The sequence below is a fragment of the Kribbella qitaiheensis genome, assembly GCF_042657745.1.
Taxonomy (GTDB): domain Bacteria; phylum Actinomycetota; class Actinomycetes; order Propionibacteriales; family Kribbellaceae; genus Kribbella; species Kribbella qitaiheensis.
The window spans coordinates 143,332-169,133 of record NZ_JBHSKE010000009.1 but is presented as its reverse complement, the minus strand read 5'-3'; the positions used below and the strand labels follow the sequence as shown (position 1 = coordinate 169,133).

At 69.4% G+C, this 25,802-nt stretch carries 24 protein-coding genes; 14 read left to right on the top strand and 10 right to left on the bottom strand.

The window, feature by feature from the left end; all coding sequences use genetic code 11:
- Positions 1-9: 9 nt before the first annotated feature.
- Positions 10-1,527: an amidohydrolase family protein gene (locus tag ACFPJ1_RS10690; protein ID WP_380103352.1), complete on the bottom strand. Its 1,518-nt coding sequence runs from the start codon at positions 1,525-1,527 to the stop codon at positions 10-12.
- Positions 1,528-1,723: 196 nt separating this feature from the next.
- Between ACFPJ1_RS10690 and ACFPJ1_RS10685 the strand changes: the two genes are divergently transcribed.
- The 8 genes from ACFPJ1_RS10685 to ACFPJ1_RS10650 all read left to right on the top strand — a co-directional run bounded on the left by ACFPJ1_RS10685 (position 1,724) and on the right by ACFPJ1_RS10650 (position 10,666).
- Entirely contained in the window at positions 1,724-2,944 is a 1,221-nt protein-coding gene (locus tag ACFPJ1_RS10685; protein ID WP_380103351.1) for a CaiB/BaiF CoA transferase family protein, read from the top strand.
- Positions 2,941-3,750 carry a citryl-CoA lyase gene (locus ACFPJ1_RS10680; RefSeq protein ID WP_380103349.1) on the top strand — a complete coding sequence of 270 codons (810 nt, stop codon included), beginning with the start codon at positions 2,941-2,943 and terminating at the stop codon, positions 3,748-3,750. Before ACFPJ1_RS10685 ends, ACFPJ1_RS10680 begins: the two co-directional genes overlap by 4 nt.
- 26 nt (positions 3,751-3,776) lie before the next feature.
- A complete protein-coding gene (locus tag ACFPJ1_RS10675) occupies positions 3,777-4,640 on the top strand; it encodes a DODA-type extradiol aromatic ring-opening family dioxygenase (RefSeq protein WP_380103348.1) in 864 nt (287 codons plus the stop codon).
- On the top strand, positions 4,637-4,996 hold the full coding sequence (locus ACFPJ1_RS10670; protein ID WP_380103347.1) for a hypothetical protein: 360 nt from the start codon (positions 4,637-4,639) through the stop codon (positions 4,994-4,996). Before ACFPJ1_RS10675 ends, ACFPJ1_RS10670 begins: the two co-directional genes overlap by 4 nt.
- Positions 4,997-5,007: 11 nt before the next feature.
- Entirely contained in the window at positions 5,008-5,979 is a 972-nt protein-coding gene (locus tag ACFPJ1_RS10665; protein ID WP_380103346.1) for a zinc-binding dehydrogenase, read from the top strand.
- Positions 5,980-6,034: 55 nt separating this feature from the next.
- A complete protein-coding gene (locus ACFPJ1_RS10660; protein WP_380103345.1) occupies positions 6,035-6,853 on the top strand; it encodes a LemA family protein in 819 nt (272 codons plus the stop codon).
- Positions 6,854-7,120: 267 nt separating this feature from the next.
- The gene (locus ACFPJ1_RS10655; protein ID WP_380103344.1) at positions 7,121-10,105 is read left to right on the top strand and encodes an AfsR/SARP family transcriptional regulator; all 2,985 of its coding nucleotides are present in this window, start codon (positions 7,121-7,123) and stop codon (positions 10,103-10,105) included.
- Positions 10,106-10,258: 153 nt separating this feature from the next.
- Positions 10,259-10,666, top strand: coding sequence for a hypothetical protein (locus ACFPJ1_RS10650; RefSeq protein ID WP_380103343.1), 408 nt, complete (start codon positions 10,259-10,261; stop codon positions 10,664-10,666).
- Here ACFPJ1_RS10650 and ACFPJ1_RS10645 read toward each other — a convergent pair.
- Positions 10,637-11,308, bottom strand: coding sequence for a DedA family protein (locus ACFPJ1_RS10645; protein WP_380103342.1), 672 nt, complete (start codon positions 11,306-11,308; stop codon positions 10,637-10,639). The genes ACFPJ1_RS10650 and ACFPJ1_RS10645 overlap by 30 nt on opposite strands.
- Positions 11,309-11,332: 24 nt before the next feature.
- Between ACFPJ1_RS10645 and ACFPJ1_RS10640 the strand changes: the two genes are divergently transcribed.
- Positions 11,333-12,001 (top strand): TrmH family RNA methyltransferase, encoded by a 669-nt coding sequence (locus ACFPJ1_RS10640; RefSeq protein WP_380103341.1) that lies wholly within the window; start codon positions 11,333-11,335, stop codon positions 11,999-12,001.
- Between the two features lie 119 nt (positions 12,002-12,120).
- On the opposite strand, the gene ACFPJ1_RS10635 is transcribed toward ACFPJ1_RS10640, so the two are convergent.
- From ACFPJ1_RS10635 to ACFPJ1_RS10610, 6 genes are read right to left on the bottom strand one after another with little or no spacing between them, the layout of a single operon-like run.
- Positions 12,121-13,863 (bottom strand): FAD-dependent oxidoreductase, encoded by a 1,743-nt coding sequence (locus tag ACFPJ1_RS10635; RefSeq protein ID WP_380103340.1) that lies wholly within the window; start codon positions 13,861-13,863, stop codon positions 12,121-12,123.
- Complete coding sequence (locus tag ACFPJ1_RS10630; protein WP_380103339.1) at positions 13,860-14,732, bottom strand: intradiol ring-cleavage dioxygenase; 873 nt, start codon at positions 14,730-14,732, stop codon at positions 13,860-13,862. Before ACFPJ1_RS10630 ends, ACFPJ1_RS10635 begins: the two co-directional genes overlap by 4 nt.
- An 11-nt stretch (positions 14,733-14,743) precedes the next feature.
- Positions 14,744-15,958 carry a thiolase family protein gene (locus ACFPJ1_RS10625; RefSeq protein WP_380103338.1) on the bottom strand — a complete coding sequence of 405 codons (1,215 nt, stop codon included), beginning with the start codon at positions 15,956-15,958 and terminating at the stop codon, positions 14,744-14,746.
- Positions 15,955-17,043: a maleylacetate reductase gene (locus ACFPJ1_RS10620; protein WP_380103337.1), complete on the bottom strand. Its 1,089-nt coding sequence runs from the start codon at positions 17,041-17,043 to the stop codon at positions 15,955-15,957. The genes ACFPJ1_RS10625 and ACFPJ1_RS10620 overlap by 4 nt, the downstream gene beginning before the upstream one ends.
- The gene (locus tag ACFPJ1_RS10615; protein WP_380103336.1) at positions 17,036-17,788 is read right to left on the bottom strand and encodes a CoA-transferase subunit beta; all 753 of its coding nucleotides are present in this window, start codon (positions 17,786-17,788) and stop codon (positions 17,036-17,038) included. The genes ACFPJ1_RS10620 and ACFPJ1_RS10615 overlap by 8 nt, the downstream gene beginning before the upstream one ends.
- Positions 17,781-18,599 (bottom strand): CoA transferase subunit A, encoded by an 819-nt coding sequence (locus ACFPJ1_RS10610; protein ID WP_380103335.1) that lies wholly within the window; start codon positions 18,597-18,599, stop codon positions 17,781-17,783. The genes ACFPJ1_RS10615 and ACFPJ1_RS10610 overlap by 8 nt, the downstream gene beginning before the upstream one ends.
- Positions 18,600-18,659: 60 nt before the next feature.
- Here ACFPJ1_RS10610 and ACFPJ1_RS10605 point away from each other — a divergent pair, with 60 nt between their 5' ends.
- A complete protein-coding gene (locus ACFPJ1_RS10605) occupies positions 18,660-19,442 on the top strand; it encodes an IclR family transcriptional regulator domain-containing protein (protein WP_380103334.1) in 783 nt (260 codons plus the stop codon).
- A 133-nt stretch (positions 19,443-19,575) separates the two neighbouring features.
- The gene (locus ACFPJ1_RS10600) at positions 19,576-20,217 is read left to right on the top strand and encodes a hypothetical protein (protein ID WP_380103333.1); all 642 of its coding nucleotides are present in this window, start codon (positions 19,576-19,578) and stop codon (positions 20,215-20,217) included.
- Between the two features lie 269 nt (positions 20,218-20,486).
- On the opposite strand, the gene ACFPJ1_RS10595 is transcribed toward ACFPJ1_RS10600, so the two are convergent.
- The gene (locus tag ACFPJ1_RS10595) at positions 20,487-21,539 is read right to left on the bottom strand and encodes an SIS domain-containing protein (protein ID WP_380103332.1); all 1,053 of its coding nucleotides are present in this window, start codon (positions 21,537-21,539) and stop codon (positions 20,487-20,489) included.
- Between the two features lie 114 nt (positions 21,540-21,653).
- Here ACFPJ1_RS10595 and ACFPJ1_RS10590 point away from each other — a divergent pair, with 114 nt between their 5' ends.
- A complete protein-coding gene (locus ACFPJ1_RS10590; protein ID WP_132156117.1) occupies positions 21,654-22,373 on the top strand; it encodes a GntR family transcriptional regulator in 720 nt (239 codons plus the stop codon).
- Between the two features lie 230 nt (positions 22,374-22,603).
- Complete coding sequence (gene fbaA, locus ACFPJ1_RS10585; protein WP_380103331.1) at positions 22,604-23,629, top strand: class II fructose-bisphosphate aldolase; 1,026 nt, start codon at positions 22,604-22,606, stop codon at positions 23,627-23,629.
- A gap of 82 nt (positions 23,630-23,711) precedes the next feature.
- Here the strand turns inward: fbaA and ACFPJ1_RS10580 are convergent, their stop codons facing one another.
- Complete coding sequence (locus tag ACFPJ1_RS10580; RefSeq protein ID WP_380103330.1) at positions 23,712-24,659, bottom strand: helix-turn-helix domain-containing protein; 948 nt, start codon at positions 24,657-24,659, stop codon at positions 23,712-23,714.
- Positions 24,660-24,756: 97 nt separating this feature from the next.
- Here ACFPJ1_RS10580 and ACFPJ1_RS10575 point away from each other — a divergent pair, with 97 nt between their 5' ends.
- Positions 24,757-25,791, top strand: a complete 1,035-nt coding sequence (locus tag ACFPJ1_RS10575; protein WP_380103329.1) for a saccharopine dehydrogenase family protein — start codon at positions 24,757-24,759, stop codon at positions 25,789-25,791.
- Positions 25,792-25,802: the final 11 nt, after the last annotated feature.

Sequence of the window (25,802 nt, the reverse complement as noted above, 5' to 3'; positions counted from 1 at the left end):
CCGGCCCGGTCACGCCTCCGAGCCGGGATCGCCGAACATGCTCCCCCTGGCCTCCCGCGTCGACTCTGACTTGTACTCCGTGTACTGGTACGGGTTGTCCAGCACCTCCTCGTCGTGCGGGAGATCGGGGTTCATCCCGCCGGCCCACGCCTCCTCGCCCATTGCCGATCGGAGGTAGTCCACCGTCGCCTCGACGGAACTGCGTACTGCGGGCAGGTCGACGCCGACCAGCCGGTGCTCATGCTTCACGACCCGGCCGTCGACGAGCACGGTGTGGACATCGCCACGCTGCGCCTGGAACGCGACGTGACCGTAGGGGTTGAGCAGCGGGAAGGACACCGGGGAGTCGTCGTTCTTGATCAGCACGACATCGGCCTTCTTGCCCGGCTCGAGGCTGCCGAGGTCGTCCCGGCCGAGAGCCCGGGCGCCGCCGCGGGTGGCCCAGTCCACCACGTGCTCGGCGCGCAGGTGGGTGTGGGTGACGGTGTCGCCCTTCACGTGCGCCTCGAGGTGTTCGCGGGAGCGGTCGGCACCGAGCGTGGTACGCATGGCCGAGAAGAGGTCGCCGCTCCACCACACGCTGGTGTCCATCGACAGCGATACCGGGATCCCGTACCGGCGGACCTGCCAGGTGGGCGGGTAGCCCTGGCCCGCGCTCTGCTCGGACTCCGTCGACACCGAGACCGAGCCTCCACTCGCGGCGATCCGCTGGTACGAGTCGCTGGTCAGCGTCGCGGAGTGCACGTAGATGTTCTTCGGCGTCATGAAGCCGTTCTCGTGCATCAGCCGGATGCCGTCGTCGTTGGTGGCGCCCCAGACTCCGGCATGCGTGGTGACCGCGAGGTCGAGCTCGCGCGCCACCTCGAAGGCGCCGCGCTCCGGGAAGGACGGGTCGCCGGTCACGTCGAAGGCCAGTTGCAGGCCGAGCAGGTCGCTCGCCGACGACTGGCGGCGTTCCAGGAACGACCGGACGCTCGCGTCGGCGGTCCACTCCCAGGGCCCGGCCTGAATGTTGCCGTAGGCAAGGACGAAGCGGCCGGGCACTGCCTGCAGCGCGTCCACCGCCGCCTCGGCGTGGTCGACGCTCTGCAGCCCGTGGGACCAGTCCACCGTGGTGGTCACGCCCGCCTCGAGCGACTCCCACGCCGACGTCACGTTGCCGGCGTAGATGTCCTCGGGCCGGAAGATCTTGCCGTGCTCGAGGTAGTACCAGACGAAGTACTGGGTCAGGGTCCAGTCGGCGCCGTACGCGCGCATCGCGGTCTGCCACATGTGCCGGTGGGTGTCGATCATGCCCGGCATCACGATGCCCCCGCGGGCGTCGATCTCCTGCGTGCCCTCCGGGACATCCAGCGATCGGCCGACGGCGGCGATCCGGTCGTCGACGACCAGGACGTCCGCGTCGGTCAGCACGGTGTGGTTGTCGTCCATGGTCAGGACGGTGCCGCCTCGCAGAACCACCGGCCGGCCGGTGGCCGGCACCTCGGCATCGGACATGGTCTCCTCCAGGCTGTCAGGCTCGGACATGCGTCCGTATGCCGGTCATGATCGCGATACGGCAACTATCGAATCGCCGTCCGAGCGTGTCAATACCCCGTCACGACCAGTACTCCGAAGCCTCCACTCGGTGCCGATCTAGCGCTTGACAGCCGGAGTGGGGCGATCGGAGACTGATTCGGCGGACGATTGTCCGTTTTTGCGCCGACGATGGGAGAAGCCCTCCGTGCCTGCAACGCCCGCTCCGAACGGCTCGGCCGGCGACGCTGGTCGCGGCCCGCTCTCCGGGCTGCTGGTCGCGGACTTCTCCCGGATCCTGGCCGGCCCGTACGCGACCATGCTGCTCGCCGATCTCGGCGCCGAGGTGGTCAAGGTCGAGGCGCCCGGCGGCGACGACACCCGGTCCTGGCAGCCGCCGGTGCGGGACGGGATCTCGACCTACTACCTCGCGGTCAACCGCAACAAGCGGTCGATCGCGCTCGACCTCAAGGACCCGGACGACCTGGCCGCGGCGCAGGAGCTGGCCCGGCGCGCCGACATCGTGGTGGAGAACTTCAAACCCGGCGGCCTGGCCCGGTTCGGGCTGGACTACGAGTCGGTCGCGGCGGCGAATCCACGGTTGATCTACGCGTCGATCAGTGGGTTCGGCAGCGGACCGAAGGGCGCGGCGCTGCCGGGGTACGACCTGATCGTCCAGGCCATCTCCGGGCTGATGAGCCTGACCGGCGACCCGGACGGCGAACCGTTCCGGGCCGGGATCTCGGTCTTCGATGTGATGGCCGGGATGCACGCGACGATCGGCGTCCTGTCCGCGCTGAACGCCCGGCACGAGACCGGCCGGGGTCAGCACGTCGAGGTCAATCTGATGTCGTCGGCGCTCTCGGGCCTGGTCAACCAGTCGAGCGCGTACGTCGCGGGCGGGGTCGTCCCGATGCGGATGGGCAACAGCCATCCGAGCCTGTTCCCGTACGAGCCGTTGCCGTGCTCCGACGGCGAGCTGATCATCACCGCCGGGAACAACGGCCAGTTCCGCAAGCTGGTCGAGGTTCTCGGCGTTCCAGAGCTCGCCGACGATCCGCGCTTCGACCGCAACGAACAGCGAACGGCCAACCGGGACGAACTGCGCCCGCTCCTGGTCGAGCGGCTGCAGACCCGGACCAAGCTGGAGTGGTTCCGCGACATCATCGACGCCGGGGTTCCGTGTGGGCCGATCAACACAGTCGACGGAGGGGTGGCGTTCGCCGAGGACATCGGCCTGGATCCGGTGGTGACGGTCGGGTCCGGCGCGAGCGCGGTGCCGTCGGTGCGCAACCCGATCACCTTCTCCGAGACGGCTCCGGAGTACCGGCTGCCGCCGCCCTCCCTCGACGAACACGGCGCCGAACTCCGCAAGTGGCTTGCGGCACCACCCGAGAATCCCATTGGGGACGAGGAGCGTTCGGCATGACGGATGACGGGCTGTCCTTCCCGACCTCGCTGGGGACCTCGACGGCGGACGAGATCCGGCTGCTCGGGCAGGACCTGACCGCCGACCTGATGGGCAAGGTCGGTTTCGGTGAGCTGGCCTTCTGGCTGGTCGCGCTCCGCCGCCCGACCCCGTCGGAGACGCGGGTCTTCGAGGCCGTACTCGTTGCCCTGGCCGACCACGGCTTCACTCCGACAGCGATCGCCGCCCGACTGACCTATCTGTCCGCGCCCGACTCGCTTCAGGGTGCACTCGCAGCTGGTCTGCTCGGCGGCGGTTCCCGGTTCCTCGGCGTCACTGAGGACTCCGGAATGTTCCTGCACGAGGCACTGCAGCGACTGGACGGTCAGTTGCCGCAAGACGATGCCGGCTGGGACGAGCTCGCGCTGACGGTGGTCAAGGAGACCCGGGAGGCCAAGAAGTTCATCCCCGGCTTGGGTCACCCGGTGCACAAGGTGCAGGATCCGCGGACGCCGGTGCTGATCGGGATCGCCGAGGAGGAAGGCCTGCACGGACCACACCTCCGGTTGTTCGAGGCGATCGGGCGAGTGCACGAGCAGGTCCTCGGGCGCCGGTTGCCGCTCAACGGCGCCGGTGTCTGTGGTGCCGCCCTCGCCGATCTCGGGCTACCCGTCGAGCTGCTGCGCGGTTTCGCCTTGCTGGCCAGGGCTGCCGGCCTGCTCGGCCAGCTCGCCGAGGAGCGCCGCCGCCCGATCGGCATGGACGCCTACCTGACCGTGGACCGCAACGCCGTGTACGTCGACCCCGATGAAGACCCGACAGCCTGACTCATCCGGACGCAGAGGAGCACCACATGGCCACCGTCGTCGCGGTCATCGCCTCGACGCACCACCCGTTCTACTACCGCGCGAGCACCGCCACCGGCGCCGACCGCCCGCCCTTCGCCGACGAGTGGGTCGCCAAGATCGAGGCGTTCCGCGAGACGCTGACCAAGGCGCGTCCCGACATCCTGGTGATGGTGGGCAGCGACCACTTCCACCAGCTGTGGCTGGACAACATGCCGCAGTTCCTGGTCGGCAAGGCGCCGTTCTTCGACGCGAACTGGCACAACGAGGAGCGCGAGTTCGGCCTGCCGCGGATGACGCTGCCGGGGGAGGAGAAGCTGGCCGCGCACATCCTGCGCCACGGCCTGGACGCCGACTTCGACCTTGCCTTCAGCAACGAACTGCGGATCGACCACAGCATCACCTGCCCGATCATCACCCTGCGCCCGGAGGCGGACCTGCCGATCGTGCCGATCTACACGAACATCTTCGCGCCACCGTTGCCGCGGCCGAAGCGGTTCGTCGAGCTCGGCCGGACGATCCGGAAGCTGGTCGAGTCGTGGCCGGAGGACAAGCGGGTGGCGATCATCGGTACCGGTCACCTGTCGCTCGAGCTGGGCGGTCCCCGGCAGTTCGGCGAGCACGGTCCCGATCCGGAGTTCGACCGCAAGGCCGTCGAGTGGATCGCCAGTGGCGACGTCGAGGGCTGCCTGGCCGAGGTGACCCTGGACAGCCTGCACCAGCCGGGCAACGCGACCCACGGGTTCATGGACTTCATGCTGATGATGGGTGTGGCCGGCGACGGCGCGAAGGCGGACCACGTCGACTCGCTCGACCTCTTCCACACGATGGAGGCCTACTTCACCTGGTACCCGAACGGAGTACCGGCATGAGCAAGTACCTGCTGGACAAGTTCCTCTACACCGTCGACCGCGACCCCGACCTGGTCGAGCGGTACCGCGCGGACGCCCCGGGCACCGTCACCTGGTGGGAGGAGGAGTTCGCCAACAAGCTCCTCAACTGCACCACCGCCGAGAAGTCGACCTGGCTCGCCTTCACCGATGAGGAGCGCCGGGCGTTGCGCGACCACGACCACGTGGCGCTCTTCCAACTCGGCGCCCATCCGTTCCTCACCCTCACGCTGTTCATCGCGATGTTCGAGCGAGACCACGGCCCGCTGGAGTACCAGAAGGCCTACGGCAAGGCCATGGAGCACCTACGGCTGCCGTACCCCGACATCGCCACCTGAGAGGAGACCCCGTGCGAGCCGCCGTCCTTGGCATCCATGGCGAACCGCCGTCACACGCCGAACATCCGGACCCTGTCCCCACCGAGGGGCAGAGCATCGTCCGGGTCACCGCCGCGCCCGTCGTACCGCTGGACCTGCTTTGCGCCTCCGGTACGTCGTACTTCGGTGCGCCGCCGGTGCCGTACGTGCCAGGGGTGCAGGGAGTCGGCGTGGTGGAGCACTCCGCCGTCCTGGATCCCGGGACCCGGGTGTTCTTCGCGACGTCGGCCGGGATGGCCGCAGGCGACGGAAGTTTCGCCGAGCGGTGCGCGGTCCCTGACGCCGACCTGATCCCGCTGGACACGGCGGTCGAGGACACCGTGGTCGCCGCCATCGGGCTGTCGGGGGTCGCCGCCTGGATGACGCTGACCTGGCGAGCCCAACTCCAACCGGGCGAACGAGTTCTGGTGCTCGGTGGCGGAGGAGCGGTCGGTCAGGCAACGATCGGTGCGGCCCGAGTTCTCGAGGCCGGCCAGATCACCGCCGTGTGCCGGTCCGAGGACGCGCGGCTGCGCGCACTCGCGGCGGGAGCGCACGAAGTGGTTGCCATGACCCCCGACGTGGATGAGCTCGCGGCCCTCCTCGCCGACGCGACCGGTGGTGCCGTCGATGTCGTGATCGACCCGGTCTTCGGCGTGGCAGCCACCGCGGCCGCACGGATCCTGGCGAGCGGAGGGCGCCTGGTGAACCTCGGCGGCGCCTCCGGTGACGAGGCAACCTTCTCCTCTTCGGTTCTGCGTAGTCGCTCAGCGAGCATCCTCGGCTACACAAACAACTCCCTGACGCCCGACCAACGCCGGGACGCCCTGACCGCAGTACTGCGGCACGCGGCCGACGGCCACATCGCGGTAGCGCACGAGACCGTGGCGCTCCCTGATGTCGCAGCAGCGTGGCAACGCCAGGCGACCGGCCAGACCTCCGGCCGCCTCGTCCTCACCATCTAGGCCCCGCAGCGCCGTAGAGTCGCTTCCGAGCCTCATCGACACTCGGGAGCAGGGAATGACCGTAGTCATCATCGTGATCGTGGCGATCGTCGTGATTCTGGCCATCGCGTTGATGGTCTCGTACAACCGCTTCGTCAAGCAGCGGAACCTGATCCAGGAGTCGTGGCGGCAGATCGACGTCGAGCTGCACCGGCGCTACGACCTGATCCCGAACCTGGTCGAGACCGTCCGGGCTTTCGCGGCGCACGAGCGGCACGTGTTCGAGGAGGTCGCCCGGCTGCGCACCCAGGCGGTGAACGTGCAGGGCGCCTCGCCGGAGCAGCGCGCGGCCGCCGAGGGTGAGCTGTCCGGCGCGCTGCGGCAGATGATGATCTCGGTCGAGGCGTACCCGCAGATCCAGTCGAACCAGAACTTCCTGAACCTGCAGCGCGAGCTGACCGACACCGAGGACCGGATCGCCGCCGGCCGCCGCTTCTACAACGCGAACGTGGGCGACTACAACACCCGGATCGAGGCGTTCCCGTCGAACCTGATCGCCGGCAGCTTCAAGTTCGAGAAGGCCGGCTACTTCGAGGTGAAGGACGAGGCCGTGCGGTCCGTCCCGCAGGTCTCCTTCGGCACGATCGGCTCGGTGCCGGGCGAGCAGACGCCGCCGCAGATGCAGCCGGGCGCGCAGTCCTCGGGTCAGATCCAGCCGCAGCTGCCGGGCAACGACCAGGGTGGCTACCAGCAGCAGGCGGGCGGTTACCCGCAGGGTCAGCAGCTCCCGCCGTCAGGCCAGTCCCCGTACCAGGGACAGCCACCGGTGGGCGGCCCCCCTGCGGGAGCCCCTGGACCGCAAGACGGACAGCCGCCCTTCACCGGTGGCCAGTAAAGGGAGGGTGAATCCTGGGCCACTGAGCTCCCCCCGGCCAGTGCCCCCACGGCCGGAGCTCAGCAACCAGGTCCCAAATTCAGGCCCGGGTGCGACGATGGTCATTCGTCACTCCCGGGCCTGCCCTCCCCCCGGTACCGTGGTCCACCTTGCCGGGCCTAGATACATCCGGCGTACATCGCGACATACATCGCGCTGCCTGAACCTTCCCGGCAGACCCAGCGGGATGCCACCATGGGGCGGGTCGATAGTTGAGAGGGCAGCAATGTGAACAGTCTGAGGTACGAGATTCTCGGACCTCTGCGCCTCGCTCACGTCCACGGACAGCCGTTGCGGGCGAGCAAGCCGCGCCAACTGCTCGCCACGCTGCTGCTGCACCCGAACCGGTTCGTCTCCACCGAACTGATCGCCGACGCCCTCTGGGAGGGCACTCCGCCGCGCTCGGCGACGGCGAACATCCGCACCTACGTCCGGGCCCTGCGCGGTGTCCTGCAGGAGGCCGGACTGCCCGCGCCGATCGACACCTCCGCGGCCGGATACAGCATCGAGGTCGGCGTCGACGAGCTCGACTCGAGCATGTTCGAGGCCCTGATCGCCGAGGGCGGCCACCTGCGCGACGCCGGTGACAAGCGCCAGGCGATGCTGGTGCTGTCCAAGGCGTACGGCCTGTGGCGCGGCCACCCGCTGGACGACCTCACGATCCCCTCGGCCTGGGAAGGCACGATCGCGCGGCTCGACGCGCAGTACCGCGGGCTGGTCGACACCCTGCTGGACCTCCGCCTGGAGCATGGCGACGCCAGCGGCGCCGCAGTACTGCTGAGCGGCCGCCTCACCGAGGACCCGTACGACGAGCAGCTGTGGCGGCGGCTCGTCGACGCCCTGCTGGCAGCGGGCCGAACCGGCGAGGCGCGAGCGGCGTACGCCAAGGCTGTTCAGACGCTCGCGGACGAGCTGGACGTCAAGCCCGGCGAGGAACTGCAGGCCGCCGGCGGCCGCGCCGAGAACGGCCGCTCCGCCAACTGGCCCGACCCCGGCATCCCCGCCGCCGCCCGTACGCCGGAACGCGAGGCGCCGGCGGAACCCACCGGCCCGATGGCAGCGCCGGTGCTCACCGAGCCGCAGCGGCCGCCGAGCCAGCTGCCGTTGGACCTCGCCGACTTCAGCGGACGGCGGCACAACCTCGAGCAGTTGCGGGATCTCGTCTGCGGGCGTGACCCGGTCCGTCCTCCGATCGCCGTCATCTCGGGAGCGCCGGGGACCGGCAAGACCTCGCTGGCGGTCCGGCTCGGCCACCTGGTCCGGGAGTACTTCCCCGACGGCCAGATCTACCTCGACATGCGAGGCGCCACCGAGCCCAGGGATCCGGGCGGCGCGCTGACCGACCTGCTGCTCAGCCTGAACGTGCCCGACTTCGCGATCCCGGCGGATCCGGACCGGCGCTCGGCCGCACTCCGCTCCGATCTGGCCAGCCGCCGCGTCCTGATCGTCCTGGACGACGTCGCCGCGGCCAGCCAGGTGGCACCGCTGATGCCCGGAACCGGAGCCTCGGCGGTCGTCATCACCAGTCGCAACCGGTTGATGGATCTGGCCGGGGCCGACAGCATGCCGCTCGACACCTTCGACGACGCTGAGGCGGCCGAGTTGCTGCGCCGCGTCGCGGGCAGCGGTCGCGTCGACGGCGCCTCGTCCGCCGCGGCCGAGATCCTCTCGGCCTGCGGGAACCTGCCGCTCGCGATCAGGATCGTCGCCAGCCGGCTGGCCCAACGACCGGACCTGAGCGCGGCCGAGCTGGCCCGCCGCCTGCGCGACGAGACGCACCGGCTGGACGAGCTGAGCATCGGCGAGCTCGCGGTCCGGACCAGCGCCGACCTCAGCTACGGCTCCCTGAGCGCCGAGGAAGCCCAGCTCTACCGTTTGATCGGCCACTTCGCCGTCGGCGAGTTCTCCGCGAGGGTGCTGGAGACGGTCGCGTCACCGGCCACGGTACGCCGCAGCCTGGATCGCCTGATCGAGGTCAACCTCGTGCAGATCAGCTCGGTGGACGCCTCCGGCAAGGCCCGGTACCGGGTGCACGACCTGCTCCGGCTGCACGCGATCGGCGCGGGTGACGAGGAGCAGAAGGCGCAGGCCGTCAAGGACCTGCGGACCGTGCTCGACTCGCTGCTGCACAAGATCCGCCGGGCCGGCGCGGCGCTGCCGTTCGTCTACTTCGGCGTGCTCGAGCACTCCGGTCCGCTGGACCTCCCGGATCCGGCGCCGTTCACCGACACCGACGCGATCGCCTGGTTCGACAGCGAGCGGAGCACCTTCGTGCCCGCGATCCGGGCGGCCGCACAGAACGGCCTGCACGAGTACGCCTGGCGCATCGCCGCCGCCTGGGGCCCGTACCTGGACATGCGCGCGTACTTCGACGACTGGAACGAGTCGCACCAGCCGGGCCTGGTCAGCGCGATCGCCTGCGGGGACCGGCACGGCGAGGCGATCATGCACCGCAACCTCGGCCAGCTCGCGCTCTACCAGGACGACTGGGAGCCCGCCTGGCAGCACCTGTCCGCCGCGGCCGAGATCTTCGCCGAGGTCGGGGACCGCTTCGGCACCGGTATCACCGCCATCGGGCTTGGCACCTGGCTGCGCGAACGGGATCGCCCGGACGAGGCGCTCCCGCAGTACGAGCTGGCGGTCGACGCGTTCGTCGAGGTGGGCGACAAGAACGGCGAGGCGGTGGCCCGGAGTGCGAATGCCTCGATCTGGCTGCGGCGCAACGACACCGTGACGGCCGGGCGCTTCCTGGCTGAGGCGTTCCTGCTCGGCGTCCGCCTCGGCGACCCGCACCGGCAGGCAAAGATACGCCGCCGGATCGCCGCGCTGCGGGTGCAGCAGGGCCGTCATGACCAGGCCGTTCGTCAGTTGCGCGCCGCGCTGGCGATCTTCAAGGGGATCGGCGACGACCACTGCGGCGCCTACACCCGCTCCGAGCTGGGCCACGCGCTGATCCCGCTCGGCGAGGAAGCCGCCGCGCGCCGGATGCTGATGGACGCGATGGAGGTCGGCCACCGGCTCGGCGACCGCAGCGTCGAGGGCCAGGCCGCCCACCATCTCGGTCAGCTGTACGCCTCCACCGGGAACGTCGAGTTCGCCCGCCGCTATCTCAACCGCGCGGCCCGCGTCTGGCAGTTGGCCGGCAACGACGCGAAGACCGCCGAGGCGCGCGCCGAACTGGCCGCTCTGAGCACCGACCGCGCGGTCGGCTGACGCCGCAATCCCTGCTGTCACAGGGTTTCCGCGACTGCGGGTGAAATTCTGTGGCGCACAGTAGCGGATGTTCGGAATGTACGGCGGCTGTATGCGGCCGGGTGAGTATTTCCTATGCCACGGCAGGGGCCGGAGGATGGGGGAAGTGCGGCCATGGGGGAGATCGTTGTGGAACGCCGGTCGGTGGAGCGGGTCTCGAACCCGCGAGACGCCGAAGCCGCGCTGACCTGGGAACTGGAGCGGGTCGGCTCGACGGCGTGGCAGGACTGGACGCTGAAGTTCCAGCGGATGGCGTTCGGCTATGCCCACGACAGCGGCTGGCACGACTCGGCCGACGCGTTGAAGTGGCTCGACCATCACGCCCTGCTGCACGAGGGGGCGGTGCCACGGGGGGCTTTGGTCTGGTACCAGGCGGCGGCGGACCGGATCCGGGTGGCGTGTTCGCTCGGGTCCGGTCAGGTGATCGGCCCGCTGCCCACCGGTGAGGTGGGCGTAGTCCTGCTGACCAACCTCAGCACCGACTTCGTCTGGTCAGACCCGCACTTCCCCTTCGCCGACTGAGGAAGCGTTGCGCTCGCGGCGCCGGGCCAGCACGTACTCGACGATCATCGGGATGACCGAGATCAGCACGAGCAGGATCAGCGCAGACTCGAGGTGCTCGTGGATGAACTTCACCCGGCCGAGCGCGTGGCCGAGCAGGGTGACGCCGGTGCCCCACAGGACCGCGCCGACGCCGGTCCACAGGAAGAACTTCTTCGGGTCCATCCGGCCGGCGCCCGCGGTGACGGTGATGAAGGTCCGCACGATCGGCACGAACCGGGCCAGCACCAGCGCCCGCGGCCCGTACTTCACGAAGAACGCGTTGGTCTGCTCGATGTACTTCGGCTTGAGGAACTTCGCGTCCGGATTCCTGAACAACGTGGTCCCCAGCGCCCGGCCGATGTAGTAGCCGGAGACGTTGCCGGCGAAGGCCGCGACGGTCAGCACCACGCAGGCCGCCCAGAGCGGAACGCCGATCGTGCCGAGCGCGATGAAGAGGCCGACCGCGAACAGCAGCGAGTCACCGGGCAGGATCGGGAACAGCAGCCCGCACTCGATGAAGACGACCGCGGCGGTACCCCACAGGGCCCAGTCTCCCAGCCAGTTCAGCAGGAATTCCGGGTCCATCCAGTTCGGCATCAGCATCGCGATAAGAGGAAGCACGCGCACAGGGTAGCGTCCCGACCTGTGGAGGAAGCGAATCGTGACAAGCCCGCGGACCTGATCGGCGCCGACCTGGTCGGCCCGGCGGAGGTCGGTGTCGGCCCCTGGCAGGGCCCGCTGCCGGACGATCCACGCCTGGATCCGGACCTGCTCGCGACCGGCGACCGCCGCAACGTGGTGGACCAGTACCGGTACTGGCGCCTCGACGCGATCGTCGCGGACCTGGATTCGCGGCGGCACCCGTTCCACGTCGCGATCGAGAACTGGAAGCACGACCTGAACATCGGCTCGGTGGTCCGGACGGCAAACGCGTTCCTCGCTCAGGAGGTGCACATCGTCGGCAACCGGAAGTGGAACCGCCGCGGCGCGATGGTGACGGACCGCTACCAGCACGTCCGGCACCACCCGCGCCTGGAGGACCTCGCGACGTACGCCGCCGAGAACGGTCTTCCGGTGATCGGCATCGACAACCTGCCCGGCGCGGTTCCCCTCGAGACGTACGACCTACCCGAGCAGTGCGTGCTGCTATTCGGCCAGGAAGGCCCGGGTCTCACCGACGAGGCGCACGCGATCTGCACCGACGTGCTGTCGATCGCCCAGTTCGGCTCCACCCGCTCCATCAACGCGAGCGCCGCGGCCGCCATCGCCATGCACGCCTGGATCCGCCACCACACCTTCGGCCAAAAGCCCTGAATCGGGCCGTGTTGCTCCGCAAGGTCTGCCAACCGCTCCTCGCGGCACCGCCCGCGAGCTGATCAGGAAATCGCCGCTGTCCGAGGTGGAGTCCAGGACCCACCTCGGACCGCGTTGCGTCATGAACCAGCGCGGACTCCGAGGATCGACTCGAACGCGTCGGTCAGGGCTCCGGTCGGATCCTCGGCGAGCGACGCCGCGCGGTACGCGACGTGCCCGTCAGGCCGTACTACGAGGCAGCCGGTGTCGGTGATCTCGCGGAGCCGGGCCCAGTCGCCGTACAGGTCTTCCAGTTCGCGGCCCGGGCCGACGACGTACGACTCGACGTCGACGCCGGTGTGCTCGGTGATGGCAGCGGCGGCCTTCACCCAGGCGTCGCCGCCGATGCCGGTGAGCAGGGTGAACCGGCCCTTGCCGACGACATCCAGCGTGCTGACCGTCTCGGTGCCCCGGGTGAGCCAGCAGTGCGGGATCCGCGCCCCGGGCCACGTGGTCGGGTGGTAGTAGAGCTCGGGATCCCTGTCGTAGGCGGGCTCCGGTGTCCCGTCGGGCACGACGGCCGCCGACCGGTAGCGGTGGCCGAGCTCGACCCCGTGCGCGTTGAACTCGTAGTCCTTGAGCTCGATCGCCTTGCGCAGCTCCTCGCGTTGCGCCGCGCCCTCGGGGGTGTCGTCCTTGCGCGAGTCGATGGTGCGTCCGGCCGGCGCGTCCGGCGTCATCCCGAGCGCGTGGAAGATCTGCCCGAACTGGGTGCGGCTCTTGTTCGCGCGCTCCACGATCTGCTGGGCGATCGGGGTCCGCTCCTCGTCGTAGGTGTCGAGCAGCTTCGGCGACGCCTGGCCGCGCAGTACCAGCGCCAGCTTCCAGGCGAGGTTGTACGCGTCCTGGATCGAGGTGTTCGAGCCGAGGCCGTTGCTCGGCGGGTGCCGGTGGATCGCGTCGCCCATGCAGAACACCCGGCCGACGGACGCCTTCTCGGCGTACATGTGGTTGACGCTCCAGACCGAGGTGCCCTTGAGCTTGACGTCGATGGTGTCGTCGCCGACCAGGTTGTGCACGATCTCGGTCGCCATCGCCTCGTCGACCACCGGCGCGGGCTGGTTGATGTCGTAGCCCCAGACGATCAGCCACTCGTTCCACGGCCGGACCATCCGGACCAGGCCGGCGCCGATGCCGCCGATCTGCGCGCCCGGCTGGAGCACCCAGTACAGGACGCTCGGCCGGTGCGCGACGTACTTGGACAGGTCGGCCTCGAAGACGATGTTCATCGAGCCCTCGATGTCCATCGAGCCGGCCATCGGCAGCCCGATGTCCTGCGCCACCTTGCTGCGGCCGCCGTCCGCTCCGATCAGGTACTTCGCCCGGATCTGGTAGATCTCGCCGGACAGCCGGTCCCGGACCGTCGCGGTCACCCCGTCCTCGTCCTGCTCGAGCGACACGTACTCCGTGTCGAAGCGCAGCCGCGCGCCCCGGCTGGCCGCGGTACTGACGAGGATCGGTTCGAAGAGGGTCTGCGGCAGGTCGCAGGGGAGGGTCGGGCTGGCCTCGGTGTAGTCGGCCAGGCGCTGCGGATGCGTTCCCCAGGTGCGGATCCGGCCGATCTCCTCGCCGGCCAGGCTGGTGCAGAAGGCGGTCTGGCCCATCAGCCCGTGCGAGGTGCCCTTGTCGATGATCTGGTCCTCGATGCCCATGTCCCGCATCAGTTCGATCGTCCGCTGGTTGGTGATGTGGGCGCGCGGGGTGTTCGCGGTCCAGCCGTAGCGGGTCAGTACGACGTTGTCGATGCCGTAGCTGGACAGGAACAGCGAGGCGGCTCCACCGGCCGGGCCGGTGCCGACGATCAGCACATCCGTGGTCATCATAGATTTTTCGTCTCCTCGGTGGTGGCGAGCACCAAGTCGTACTGGACGGTGGAGTAGGGCTGGTCGAGCTCGCGGCCGTCGGGTGCGGTGCCGGCCGGGTGCTCGATGAAGTCGGCGATCAGCGAGTCCTTCACGCCGAACACGGCGTCGTCCTGCAGATGTTCGTCACCGGCCGCGAAGACGTGGGTGATCAGCCGGGAGAAGCCGGGCGCGGTCACCATGAAGTGGATGTGGGCCGGGCGCATCGGGCCACGGCCGCCGGCCCGCAGGAGTTCGCCGACCGGGCCGTCGTCCGGGATCGGATAGGCCACCGGGCGCACGGCCCAGAACGAGTAGTTGCCCTCGGCATCAGTTGTCAGGTGGCCGCGGTTCTGCGGGCCGTCGAGGTCCTTCTGGACGTCGTAGAAGCCGTCCTCGTCGGCCTGCCAGGTCTCCACCAGTGCGCCGGGGATCGGGTTGCCCTGCAGATCCAGGACGCGCCCTGTCACCAGACAGGGCTGTCCCGGCGCGCTGTTGGACAGGTCCTCCCCGAGCTTGATCTCCGGCGAACCCTCGACGAAGAACGGCCCGAACACCGTCGACGCGGTGGCTCCAGCCGGTTTCCTGTTGCCCAGTCCGACCGTCAGCATGGACAGGCCGAGGACGTCGGAGAGCAGCACGAACTCCTGCCGGGTGCCGGTGGACTTGTGCCCGGTCCGGGTCAGGAAGTCGATCCCGGTGAACCACTCCTGTTCGGTCAGGTCGACCTCGCGGGCGAACGCGTGCAGATGTCGCACCAGCGCGCTCAGCACCGTCTTGGTCCGCGCGTCCGGACTGCCGTCGAAACTGGCCACCACCGCGTCGGTCAGTTCGTCGCCTTCAAGATCCATCCTGTCGCTCCTCATGCCTCGATCACCATCGCCAGTCCCTGGCCGACCCCGATGCAAAGGGTCGCCAGGCCGTAGCCGCCGCCGCGCCGGTGCAGTTCGTGCGCGAGCGTGGTCAGAATCCGTGTGCCGGAGCTGCCCAGCGGATGGCCGAGCGCGATCGCCCCGCCGTTCACGTTCACCTTGGCGCGATCCAGCTCGGGCCATTCCCCCAAGCAGGCAAGGCTTTGCGCCGCGTACGCCTCGTTGAGCTCGACCAGCGCCAGGTCGTCCCAGCCGATCCCCGCCTTGGCCAATGCCTTGCGGGATGCCTCGACCGGACCGATCCCGAAGTACTGCGGGTCGACGCCGTGCACCGCCCGGCTGACGATCCGCGCCAGCGGCGTGATGCCGAGCCGCTGCGCCGTGTCCTCATCAGCCATCAGTACTGCGGACGCGCCGTCGTTGAGGGTCGAGGAGTTGCCCGCGGTGACCGTGCCCTGGTCCCGGAAGGCGGGCCTGAGTCCGGCCATCACCTCGAGCGTGCCGCCGTCGCGGATGGACTCGTCCCGGCTGAGCGGCTGCGGCGCGTTCCGTCCTCGCGGCAGGATCGGGGCCAGGTGTTCCCACGGCACCACCTCGGCGTCGAACCTGCCGGCTGCCCAGGCCTTGCCTGCCTTCTCGTGGCTCTCCAGCGCGAAGAGGTCCTGCGCTTCGCGGTCCACGTGGTAGCGGTCGGCCAGTTGCTCGGTGGCTTCGCCGAGCGAGACCGTCCACTCCTTCGGCATCCGGGGGTTGACCAGGCGCCAGCCGAGCGAGGTGGACTCGGCCGTCACATTGCCGTGCGGGAAGGCCTTGTCGGGCTTCGGGAGCACCCAGGGCGCGCGGCTCATCGACTCGACGCCGCCTGCCACCAGCAGGGACGCGTCACCTGTCTCGATCGCGCGAGCCGCCTGGATCGCGGCTTCGAGGCCTGACCCGCAGAGGCGGTTGACCGTAGTACCGGGGACGCTGGTCGGGTAGCCGGCCAGCAGGGCGGCCATCCGGGCGACATCGCGGTTCTCTTCGCCGGCGCCGTTCGCGTTGCCGAGGAAGACGTCCTCGATCAGCGCGGGGTCGAGGTCGGGGTGCCGGACCAGCAGTTCGCGGAGGGTGACGGCAGCGAGGTCGTCGGGCCGGCCGCCGGACAACGCCCCACCCAGCTTGCCGACCGGCGTCCGGACAGCATCCAGCAGGTAGGCAGATCTCATCGGGTTGCTCCTTCGGGTCGCTTCGGCGTGGGACGCTCGCCGGCCCAGGCGCGAAGCAGGATCTCGGTCACGATGTCCTCGTCCAGCGGTACCGGATTGGCTGGGGCTTTCGCGGCGAACTTCCTGGCCGCTTCGCGGGCTTGCTCTTCGGTGAGCCCGAGTTCCCGCAAGCTCGTCGGCACCCCGGCCTCGGCGAACAGATCGAACAGCCCACTGGCCAGGTCGTCCGTCTCCAGAGCTGCCTCGAGCCTCGCCTTCGCCCGAGGCACGGCGCTGGCATTGAGCTTGGTGACTTGTGGGAGTACTGCGGCATGGGTCTCCGCGTGCGGCAGGTTGTAGGCACCACCGAGCAGGTGGCACAGCTTGTGGTGCAGGCCGGTTCCCGCAGTGGCCAATGCCGAGCCTGCCAGTGATGCGCCGTAGAGAAGGTTGCTCCTGGCCTCCAGATCGCTGCGCTCGGCAAGAACACTCAGCAGTCCTTCGCGAAGGGCGCGGACACCTTCGACCGCGGTGACCTCGGTGATCGGGTCGGCCTTGGGAGTCCAAGTCGCCTCGACGCAGTGGGCCATGGCATTCGCGACGCTCGCTGCGGTGACCTCGAGGGGGAGTCCGCGGCTGAGCAGCGGGTCGTAGACCACCGTCTTCGGGAGCACGATCAGATCGGTACCGGTGGTCTTCTGGCCCTCGGCTGACTCACCCCAGACGGGAGTCATCTCCGAGCCGGCGTAGGTGGTGGGCACGGCGATGATCGGCAGGCCGGAGGTGAGGGCGATGGCCTTGGCCAGCCCGATCGCCGAGCCGCCACCGATCGCGACCAGGCCGGTGGCGCCGACCTCGATCGCCTTTGCCCGCGCCTGGTCGGCCCGTTCCTTCGGCACGTGCTGATGAACCTCGTCGATGCGTCCGGCGAACCTGTCGCCGAGCCCGACCTCGAGCAGATCGGCCGCGTCGCGGACGGATTTGGTTGCTATCAGCAACACCTTGCCGATGCCCAGCTGGTCCGCCTCGTCGGGCACCTGGTCGAGCGTGCCGGGGCCGAGCACCACCCGGCCGGGCAGTGCGGTGTGGATGAAGGCCTCAGGCATCGACGGCCTCCCGGTTCCTGAGCTTCTGCAGCGCCGTCAGCTCCTCGGCGCTCGGCGGCGGCACGTCTTCGATGTCGTCGGCAACCTTGAGCGGCCAGCCGGTCGCCTTGACCGCCTGCTCGACGGTGACGCCCGGGTGCAGGCGGGTCAGGGTCAGCTCATTGGTCTCGGGATCCGGTTCGAGCACGCCGTGGTCGGTGATCACCAGCGTCGGGCCGGCGCCCTGAGCCATCCGCTCCCGGCCTGTCGGCCCATAGCCGACGGAGGAGACGAAGTCGACGCGCTCGACGAACGTGCGTGGTGACTGCTTGACGATCACGATCACCCGGCCCGCGGCCGCGGCGATCTCAGGTGCTCCGCCCGCGCCGGGCAGCCGGACCTTCGGGTTGTCGTGGTCGCCGATCACGGTGGTGTTGATGTTCCCGTAGCGGTCGATCTGCGCGGCGCCGAGGAACCCGACGTCGATCCGGCCGGCGCCGACCCAGAAGTTGAACATCTCCGGCACGGACACCACAGCGGTCGCCGTCGCGGCGAGATCGTCGTCGCCGATCGACAGCGGGAGCTTCTGCGGCCGTGCGTCGATGGCGCCCGACTCGTACACGAGCCGGCAGCCGGGCGCATGGGTCCGTCGCGCGAGGTTCGCGGCGAGGTTGGGCGGGCCGACACCGACCAGGCAGACGTCGCCGTCGTGGAGTTCGCGCGCCGCTGCCACGTTCATCATGTCCGCGCTGGTCCAATCAGACATTGGCGTTCTCCTTGAGGTTGTTCTCGGCGGCCCAGGCGAGGAACGCTTCGCGGTCTCGGGAGATGGCGTCCCACTGCTGGTAGAAGTCGTTGTCTCGAACGGAGTAGCCGGCCGCATACGACGGCCACGCCCCGTTCGGTACCACGCTCACCGCGGCCAGCACCCAGTTCGGCAGGATCACCGCGCCGGTGTGCTCGGGGAACTCGTCGACCACCTCCTCGACGGTCACGATCGCGAGCTTCGCTGCAAGCACGGCCTCCCGCTGCACCCCGGTGATTCCCCAGAGCATCACGTTGCCGTCGCGGTCCGCGAGTTGCGCGTGGATGATCGTCACGTCAGGGTTCACGGCCTTCACCGCCGCCAGTTCCTCGCCGGTGAACGGGCAGGTAACCCGGCTGATGATGTCCCGCTGCTCCTCCAGGTCCGTGCCGCGGTAGCCCCGCAGTACCGCGAAGGGCAGGCGGGCGGCCCCGGCCGAGTAGGCGTTCGCGAGCCCGGCGTGGCTGTGTTCGTGGACGGTGAGCTGGTGCGGCCAGTGGTTCTCCACGGCGTCGCGGAGGCGGTGGAGCGACCCGACGCCCGGGTTCCCGCCGTACGAGAAGACGAGTTCGTCGGCGCAGCCCAGGCCGATCAACTGGTCGTAGACGAGGTCCGGCGTCATCCGGACGAGGGTCAGGTGGCGGCGGCCCTGCCGGGCGATCTCGTGGGCCGCGGCGAACGGGATCAGGTGGGTGAAGCCCTCGAGCGCCACCGTGTCCCCGTCGTGCACGTGCGCGGCGATCGCGTCGGCCAGGGGAACTGGACTTGTCATCGGCTCTCCGCTAGGATTTCGCTCAGCGAAAGATTCTTCTTTCAACGAAAAGGCTAACCGATGCCCGGTGACACGTCTACAGGGACGTTCCTACAAGGACTGGAGCGCGGGCTCGCGGTGATCCGGGCGTTCTCCGCGGACACACCGTCGCTGACGCTGAGCGAGGTGGCCCGCGACGTCGGGATCACCCCGGCGACCGCGCGGCGGATCCTGCTCACGCTCGAGCAACTCGGGTATGTGCGCAGCGACGGGCGCCGGTTCTCCCTGACACCCCGGGTGCTCGCGCTCGGCTGGGCCTACCTGTCGTCCCTGGACCTGGGGGACATCGCCGGGCAGTTCATGGAGGAGTTGAGCGCGAAGACCCGCGAGTCGTGCTCGATCGCGACGCTGGACCTGCCGGACATCGTGTACGTCGCGCGTGTGCCGACCAGCCGGATCATGACCGTTGCCCTGGGCGTCGGAGCCCGGCTCCCGGCGTACGTGACGTCGATGGGGCGAGTGCTGCTGGCCGGACTACCTGAGGACGAATTGTCGGCGTACCTCTCGTCGTTCGAGGCGGAGGCTCTGACGCAGTACACGGTGACTTCGGTGGACGACCTGCGGGATGTGATCGCCAAGGCCGATGCCGACGGATATGCCCTGGTGGACCAGGAGTTGGAGTTGGGGTTGCGCTCGATCGCAGTACCGATCACGGACTCGCGCGGCCGGGCAGTCGCCGCCCTGAACGTTTCTGCGCACGCATCCCGTTCCACCCCGGAATCGTTGCGCGAAGACGTGCTGGAGCCGCTGCGCGAGTGCGCCGACCAGATCGGTACCGCGCTCCGCCGACGCGGACGGATCTGAGGCCAACGGTTGCCCTGGGAAACGTTTGAATCATCAAGTGAGACGGTCAGTTCCGTTTATACGGCCGGATAATGAGGTAAGGCCTAGGAAGTGAGGGCTCGCGACCGGCGGGTCCCGCGGGAAAGAGGACCCCATGCCCGGGACCTGGTGGGCCGCCGTGATCGTGCTCCTCGCGGTGGTGGCGATCATCGTCACCGTCGTGGTCCGGCGCGGTCTGCGCGACGCGAGCACAACCTTCGACACGATCGTCTGGGACGTCCAGGACCCCCGCACGTCCCGCCCGGTCGCGGGATCAGGTCGAAGGTCAGGCGCAGGATCAAGCGCCAGGACAGGCGCGGGATCAGGCGAGCGGTTCGGTGCGGAGCTGCGACCTGCTGTCGGTCTGGCCTATCCGGCGCCGGCCGACTTCGACGCGGCCGATCTGACCACGGCCGACCTGATCTGGCTGTGCGATCTGCTCACCGCCCATCCTGAACTGGCGGCGGTCGCAGCCGCGGTCCACAACGGGCGGATCGATGTGGTGGCCGACGACGGGCCGGACGCCGTGCGGAACTGGAGCACTGCCCTTGCCCCGATCTGCTCCGTCGTGGCGCTGCACAAGCCCGCGCCGCACACCGGCGATGCAGAGGTTCTGAAAGCGGGACGCTGCACCGTGCACCTCCGGCAGCACGAGTTGACCGATCAGGATCAGAGCACCTTCCTGCTGCAGACCCTCACCGACCAGCGCCTCCGCCGCCGCCCCGACTACCACCGCCGCGGCACCGCCACCTCCTGACCCCAAATCGCCGCCCTCCCGCACCCCCGAGCGCCAAACCTTCCTGCTCCGCCGTCTACCCGCCGCCGCGGCACACCAGATCCTGACCCCAAAGCCCCACCCGCCCGCACCCCCGAGCGCCAAACCTTCCTGCTCCGCCGTCTACCCGCCGCCGCGGCACGCCCGGTCCTGACCCAAAGCCCCACCACTCAAGTACTGCGAGCGGTGGGGCTTCTGGTTGTTGGGTTTGTGCTGCGAGGGCTGGTGCTTCCGGCTGTGAGTGGGCGAGGTCAGTCGGTTTGGGTGACCTTGCAGAGGCCGCGAGGGGCGTCGGGGTCGAGGCCGAGCTTGCGGGCGAGGGCTTCGATCGCGCGCTGGGCCGGAATGATCAGCGCCAGCGGGGCCAGAGTTTCGGGCAGGTCCGGACCGGCCAGGTTCACGTCGCAGCGGGAGGCGAAGGTCGCGTCGCCGCCGATGCCGAGGATCTTGCTGCCCTTCTCCCGGACGATCGAGGCCAGCTCCGTCATCCCCGGCAGCGCGGGACCATCCCCGGCCGCCACCAGGATGGTGACCAGGTCCGCGTCGACCACTGCGATCGGCCCATGCTTCAGGTCGGCGTACGAGAGTCCGCGGACCGGCTGCAGGCAGGTCTCCTCCAGCTTGAGGGCGACCTCGAGCGTCGTACCGAAGGTGAGGCCGCGGCCGCTGGACAGTACGTCGTGCGCGCCGGCCAGCAGGTCCGCCGCGGCGTCGACCGAGCCCTCGAGCATCTGGGCGGCCGCCTCGGGGACCCGGGCGATGTCGGCGTCGAGGGTGCCCGGCTTCTGCGCGAGCGCGTCGACCGCGACGGTGATCGCGGCGAGCTGTGTCGTGTAGGTCTTGGTCGCCGGGACGGCCAGTTCCTTGCCGGCCTGGGTGATCAGGGCGACGTCGGCGGTCGAGGCGAGCGGGCTGTTGCCGTCGTTGGTGATGCCGACGACCGCGGCGCCGTTGCGCTTGGCCCACTCGGCGGTGTCGACGATCTCCTGAGTCGCGCCGGACTGGCTGACGGCGACCACCAGTGAGTTGGACAAGTCCAGGTTCGCGCCGTACAGGGTGGCCACCGAGGGCGCGGCGAGCGAGGCCTGGCGGCCGGCGTGGATCTCGGTCAGGTACCGCCCGTAGACGCCGGCGTTGTCGGACGACCCCCGGGCCACGAAGATCACGTGCCGGCGGCCCGCCGCCAGCCGGGTGATCTCGTGCCGCAGCGGCAGCACGTGCTCGAAGGTCGCGGCCAGCGCTGCGGGCTGCTCGGCGATCTCGCGTGCCATCTGGGTGGCGGGGGCGGGGACGGGTGTAGACACCACGACGATCACTGGTCCTATCTGGTCTTAACAGGTATGCTGCGCACGATAGCAGTGAGCGGAGCGCTGGGGCACCCCCCGATGCTCCGCCCAGGTCAGGAGGACCGAGTTTCGATGGTTGCGACGAAGCGGGCCCAGGTCCGGTCGGTGCTGGAACGGCTGATCGACGTCGAGCTGCACCCGGGTGACCCGATCCCGTCCGAACGTGCCCTGGTGGACAAGCTCAACGTGTCCCGGGTGACCGTCCGGCAGGCGATCAGCGACCTGGTCGAGTCCGGCGCGCTGGAACGCGTGCATGGCAAGGGGACCTTCGTGACCGGTCCCCAGGTCGACTCCCAGCTGCACCTCACCTCCTTCTCCCGCGAGATGCGGGCCCGCGGTCTCGAGCCGGGCACCGTGGTGCTCTCGGCGACCGAGATCGAGGCGTCCGACGAGACCGCCAAGGGTCTGCGGGTCGCGAAGGGCACCAAGGTGATCCGGGTCGAGCGGCTGCGCACCGCCGACGCCTCCCCGATGGCCTACGAGGTCGGCTACTACCCGTCCGCGCTCTTCCCCGGCCTGCTCGGCCGCGAGCTCGGCACCCTGTACGACGTCTTCGCGAGCGAGTACGACGTCGTCGTCACCTCCGGCGAGCAGACCGTCCGGGCGGACAACGCCGACGGTCACGTCGCCCGGGTGCTCGGCGTGGCCCGGCGGGCACCCCTGCTGGTCCTCGAGCGCACCACCTTCGCCGGCCGCAAGGTCGTCGAGCTGTCCTGGTCGGCGTACCGGGCCGACCGGTACCGGTTGCACATGGCCCTGACACCCCGGGGGCCGCGATCAGGTTCGGCTTGAAGCAGCCGACCCGACTCAGCCGCCTGAACCCGGCCGCCCAGCAGGCGCCGGAGCCAGGTGGCACGAAATAAACTGGACCGGTCCTGTTCATCAACTGGTCTGTTCAGCTGCCGTTCGCTCCCCGGCCACCTGGCCGGCCCGGCAGCAGGGCCGCCGCGTACGACGAAGTACGTGACGGTGATACTGGAGCTCAACCCACATGAACTTTGCTGTGAGGAGTACCGCGAGACATGCCTATTGCCACCCCTGAGGTCTACGCCGAGATGCTGGACAAGGCGAAGCAGAACCAGTTCGCCTACCCGGCCATCAATGTCAGCTCCTCGCAGACGCTGATCGCCGCGCTGCGCGGCTTCGCCGAGGCCGGCTCGGACGGCATCGTCCAGGTCTCCACCGGCGGCGCGGAGTACCTGTCCGGCTCGACCGTGAAGGACATGGTCACCGGATCGGTCGCGCTGGCGGCGTACGCGCACGAGGTCGCGAAGAACTACAACGTGAACATCGCGCTGCACACCGACCACTGCCCGAAGGACAAGCTGGACGGGTTCGTCCGGCCGCTGCTGGAGATCTCCGCGGAGCGCGTCGCGCGCGGCGAGAACCCCCTGTTCCAGTCGCACATGTGGGACGGTTCCGCGGTGCCGCTGGAGGAGAACCTCGAGATCGCCAAGGACCTGCTCGCCAAGGCCGCGGCCGCCAGGATCGTGCTGGAGATCGAGGTGGGCGTCGTCGGCGGTGAGGAGGACGGCGTCGCGAACGAGATCAACGACAAGCTGTACACCACCGTCGAGGACGGCCTGGCCACGGTCGAGGCACTCGGCACCGGCGAGCAGGGCCACTACCTGACCGCGCTCACCTTCGGCAACGTGCACGGCGTCTACAAGCCCGGCTCGGTCAAGCTGCGCCCGGAGATCCTGAAGGAGATCCAGGACCAGGTCGGCGCCAAGGTCGGCAAGGAGCGCCCGTTCGACCTGGTCTTCCACGGCGGCTCCGGCTCGACGCTCGAGGAGATCCGCGCCGCGGTCGACTACGGCGTGGTCAAGATGAACATCGACACCGACACCCAGTACGCGTTCACCCGCCCGGCCGCCGGTCACATGTTCAGCAACTACGACGGCGTCCTCAAGGTCGACGGCGATGTCGGCAACAAGAAGGCCTACGACCCGCGCGCCTGGGGCAAGGCCGCCGAGCAAGGCATGGCCAAGCGCGTAGTCGAGGCCTGCGAGCACCTCCGCTCCCAGGGCACCTCCCTCCTCGCCTGACCCACCACACCCCCGAAGAACCCGTCGCACTCCGCGGCGGGTTCTTCTCTTTCCACGGCTGTGAGGTTCCAAAGGTCTGAAGTCAGCTGGTCCGAGCGGTGCGGAAGGAGCGGCGGTAGGTGTCGGGTGGGACTCCTGCGATGCGTTTGAACTGGCGGCGCAGCGTGGTGGCGGTGCCCATGCCAGTGGCGACGGCGACCGCCTCGACGCTCTCGTCGGTGGCCTCCAGCAGTTCCTGGGCACGGCGGACGCGCTGGGTGAGGAGCCACCGGAGCGGGGTCTGCCCGGTCACGGCGTGGAACTGCCGTCCGAGATTCCGAGGGCTCGTGTTCGCCCGCCGCGCCAGGTCTGTCACCGTCAACGGCTGATCCAACCGTTCCTGCGCCCAAGCGAGCAGGCCGGCCAGCATATGGTCGCCCGACACCTGCATCGGCGTCGCCACGAACTGCGCTTGACCGCCCGGCCGATGCGGCGGCATCACGAGGCGACGGGCGACCGTGTTGGCGATGCCCGCGCCGTGGTCGAGATGGATCAGGTGGATGCACAGATCGACGGCGGCGGCCTTCCCGGCAGCGGTGAGCACGCTGCCGTTGTCGGTGTACAGCACGTCCGGATCGACCACAGCCTGCGGATGACGGGCACTCAGCTCCGCCGTATGAGCCCAGTGAGTGGTGGCTCGCCGACCGTCCAGCAGCCCTGCAGCACCGAGCGCGAACGCCCCGGTGCAGAGCGAGGCAACCCGCGCCCCCGCCTCGTGGGCAGCACGAACGGCGTCGACCAGTTCCGGTGGCGGCGGCTCGTCGATGTCCGCACAGGCCGGCACGATCACGGTGTCGGCGCTGATCAAGCGCTCCAGCCCATGGTCGGGCTCGACCATGAACGGCCCGATCCGCACCGGTCCTGGCCCGCAGAGCAGTACGTCGTACCAGCCGTCTGTGGCTTCCTGCGGGGGCGTTCGGAAGATCTCGTAGGCCACTGCCAGCTCGAAGTGCAGCAGCTGACCGGCAGTCGCGAGCGCGACGGTATGCATGTCCGAAAGTGTACGCATGATGTCGTTCCGGACTATCACGGTCAGGTCCGCCGGACGGCGAGAGTTGACCCTCCAGAACAACGAGATCAGGGGAGTCATGGGCACAGCGGACGCAGCAGTGGTCGTCTACGGAGCGACCGGGCACACCGGACGTTTCGTCGTCGCGGAACTGCTCGAGCGAGGCTTCACACCGATCCTTTCCGGGCGTGACGCAGCTCAGTTGGAGGTGCTGGCCAAGGAGTGCGGCGAGCTGACGGTGCGGCCGGCCACGGTGGAGGACCCAGCCTCCTTGGATCAGGCCCTCGCTGGTGCGGCGGCCGTCGTCAACTGTGCCGGGCCGTTCGCAGTGACCGCAGGTCCTGTGGTCGAGGCAGCCCTGCGCGCGGGGATCCCGTACGTCGACGTCGCCGCAGAGATCGAGGCGAACGTCGCGATGTTCGCCGACTATGCGGAGCCAGCTCGAAAGGCGGGCATCCCGGTGCTGCCGGCGATGGCCTTCTACGGCGGACTGGGCGACCTCCTGGTGACCGCGACCATGGGGGAGTGGACCACGGCGGACGTGGCGCACGTCGCGTACGGGTTGAGCAGTTGGCATCCCACGCCTGGCACCCGGACGGCGGGTCAGGTGTCCCATCAGCGCCGCGCGGGCCGTCGCGTGCGGTTCAAGGACGGTGCGCTGCAGTACCACGAGGACAAGCCACAAGAGCAGGAATGGGACTTCCCCGAGCCACTGGGTCGGCGAGCGGTGATCGCGGAGTTCACGATGGCCGATGTCGTCACCGTTCCCAGCCACCTGGCCGTGCCCGAAGTCCGCACCTACATGGCCGTCGACGCCGCGAGGGATCTGGCCAGCGAGGACACACCGGCACCTCAGGCCGTCGACGCCCTGGGACGTTCGGACCAGACGTTCGTAGTCGACGTCGTCGTCAGCGCAGGTGGTGTCGAGCGACGGGCCACCGCCCGCGGCCAGGACATCTACGCAGTCACCGCGCCACTGGTGGTGGAGGCGGTCCGCCGAATCCTGGCCGGCCAGACGCGGACAACTGGCGTCGCCTCGGCCGGCGCCATGTTCGACGCACCCGACTTCCTCCGCTCGCTGACTCCGCATCTCTCGATCGACCTTTCAGACTGACCCGCACACGG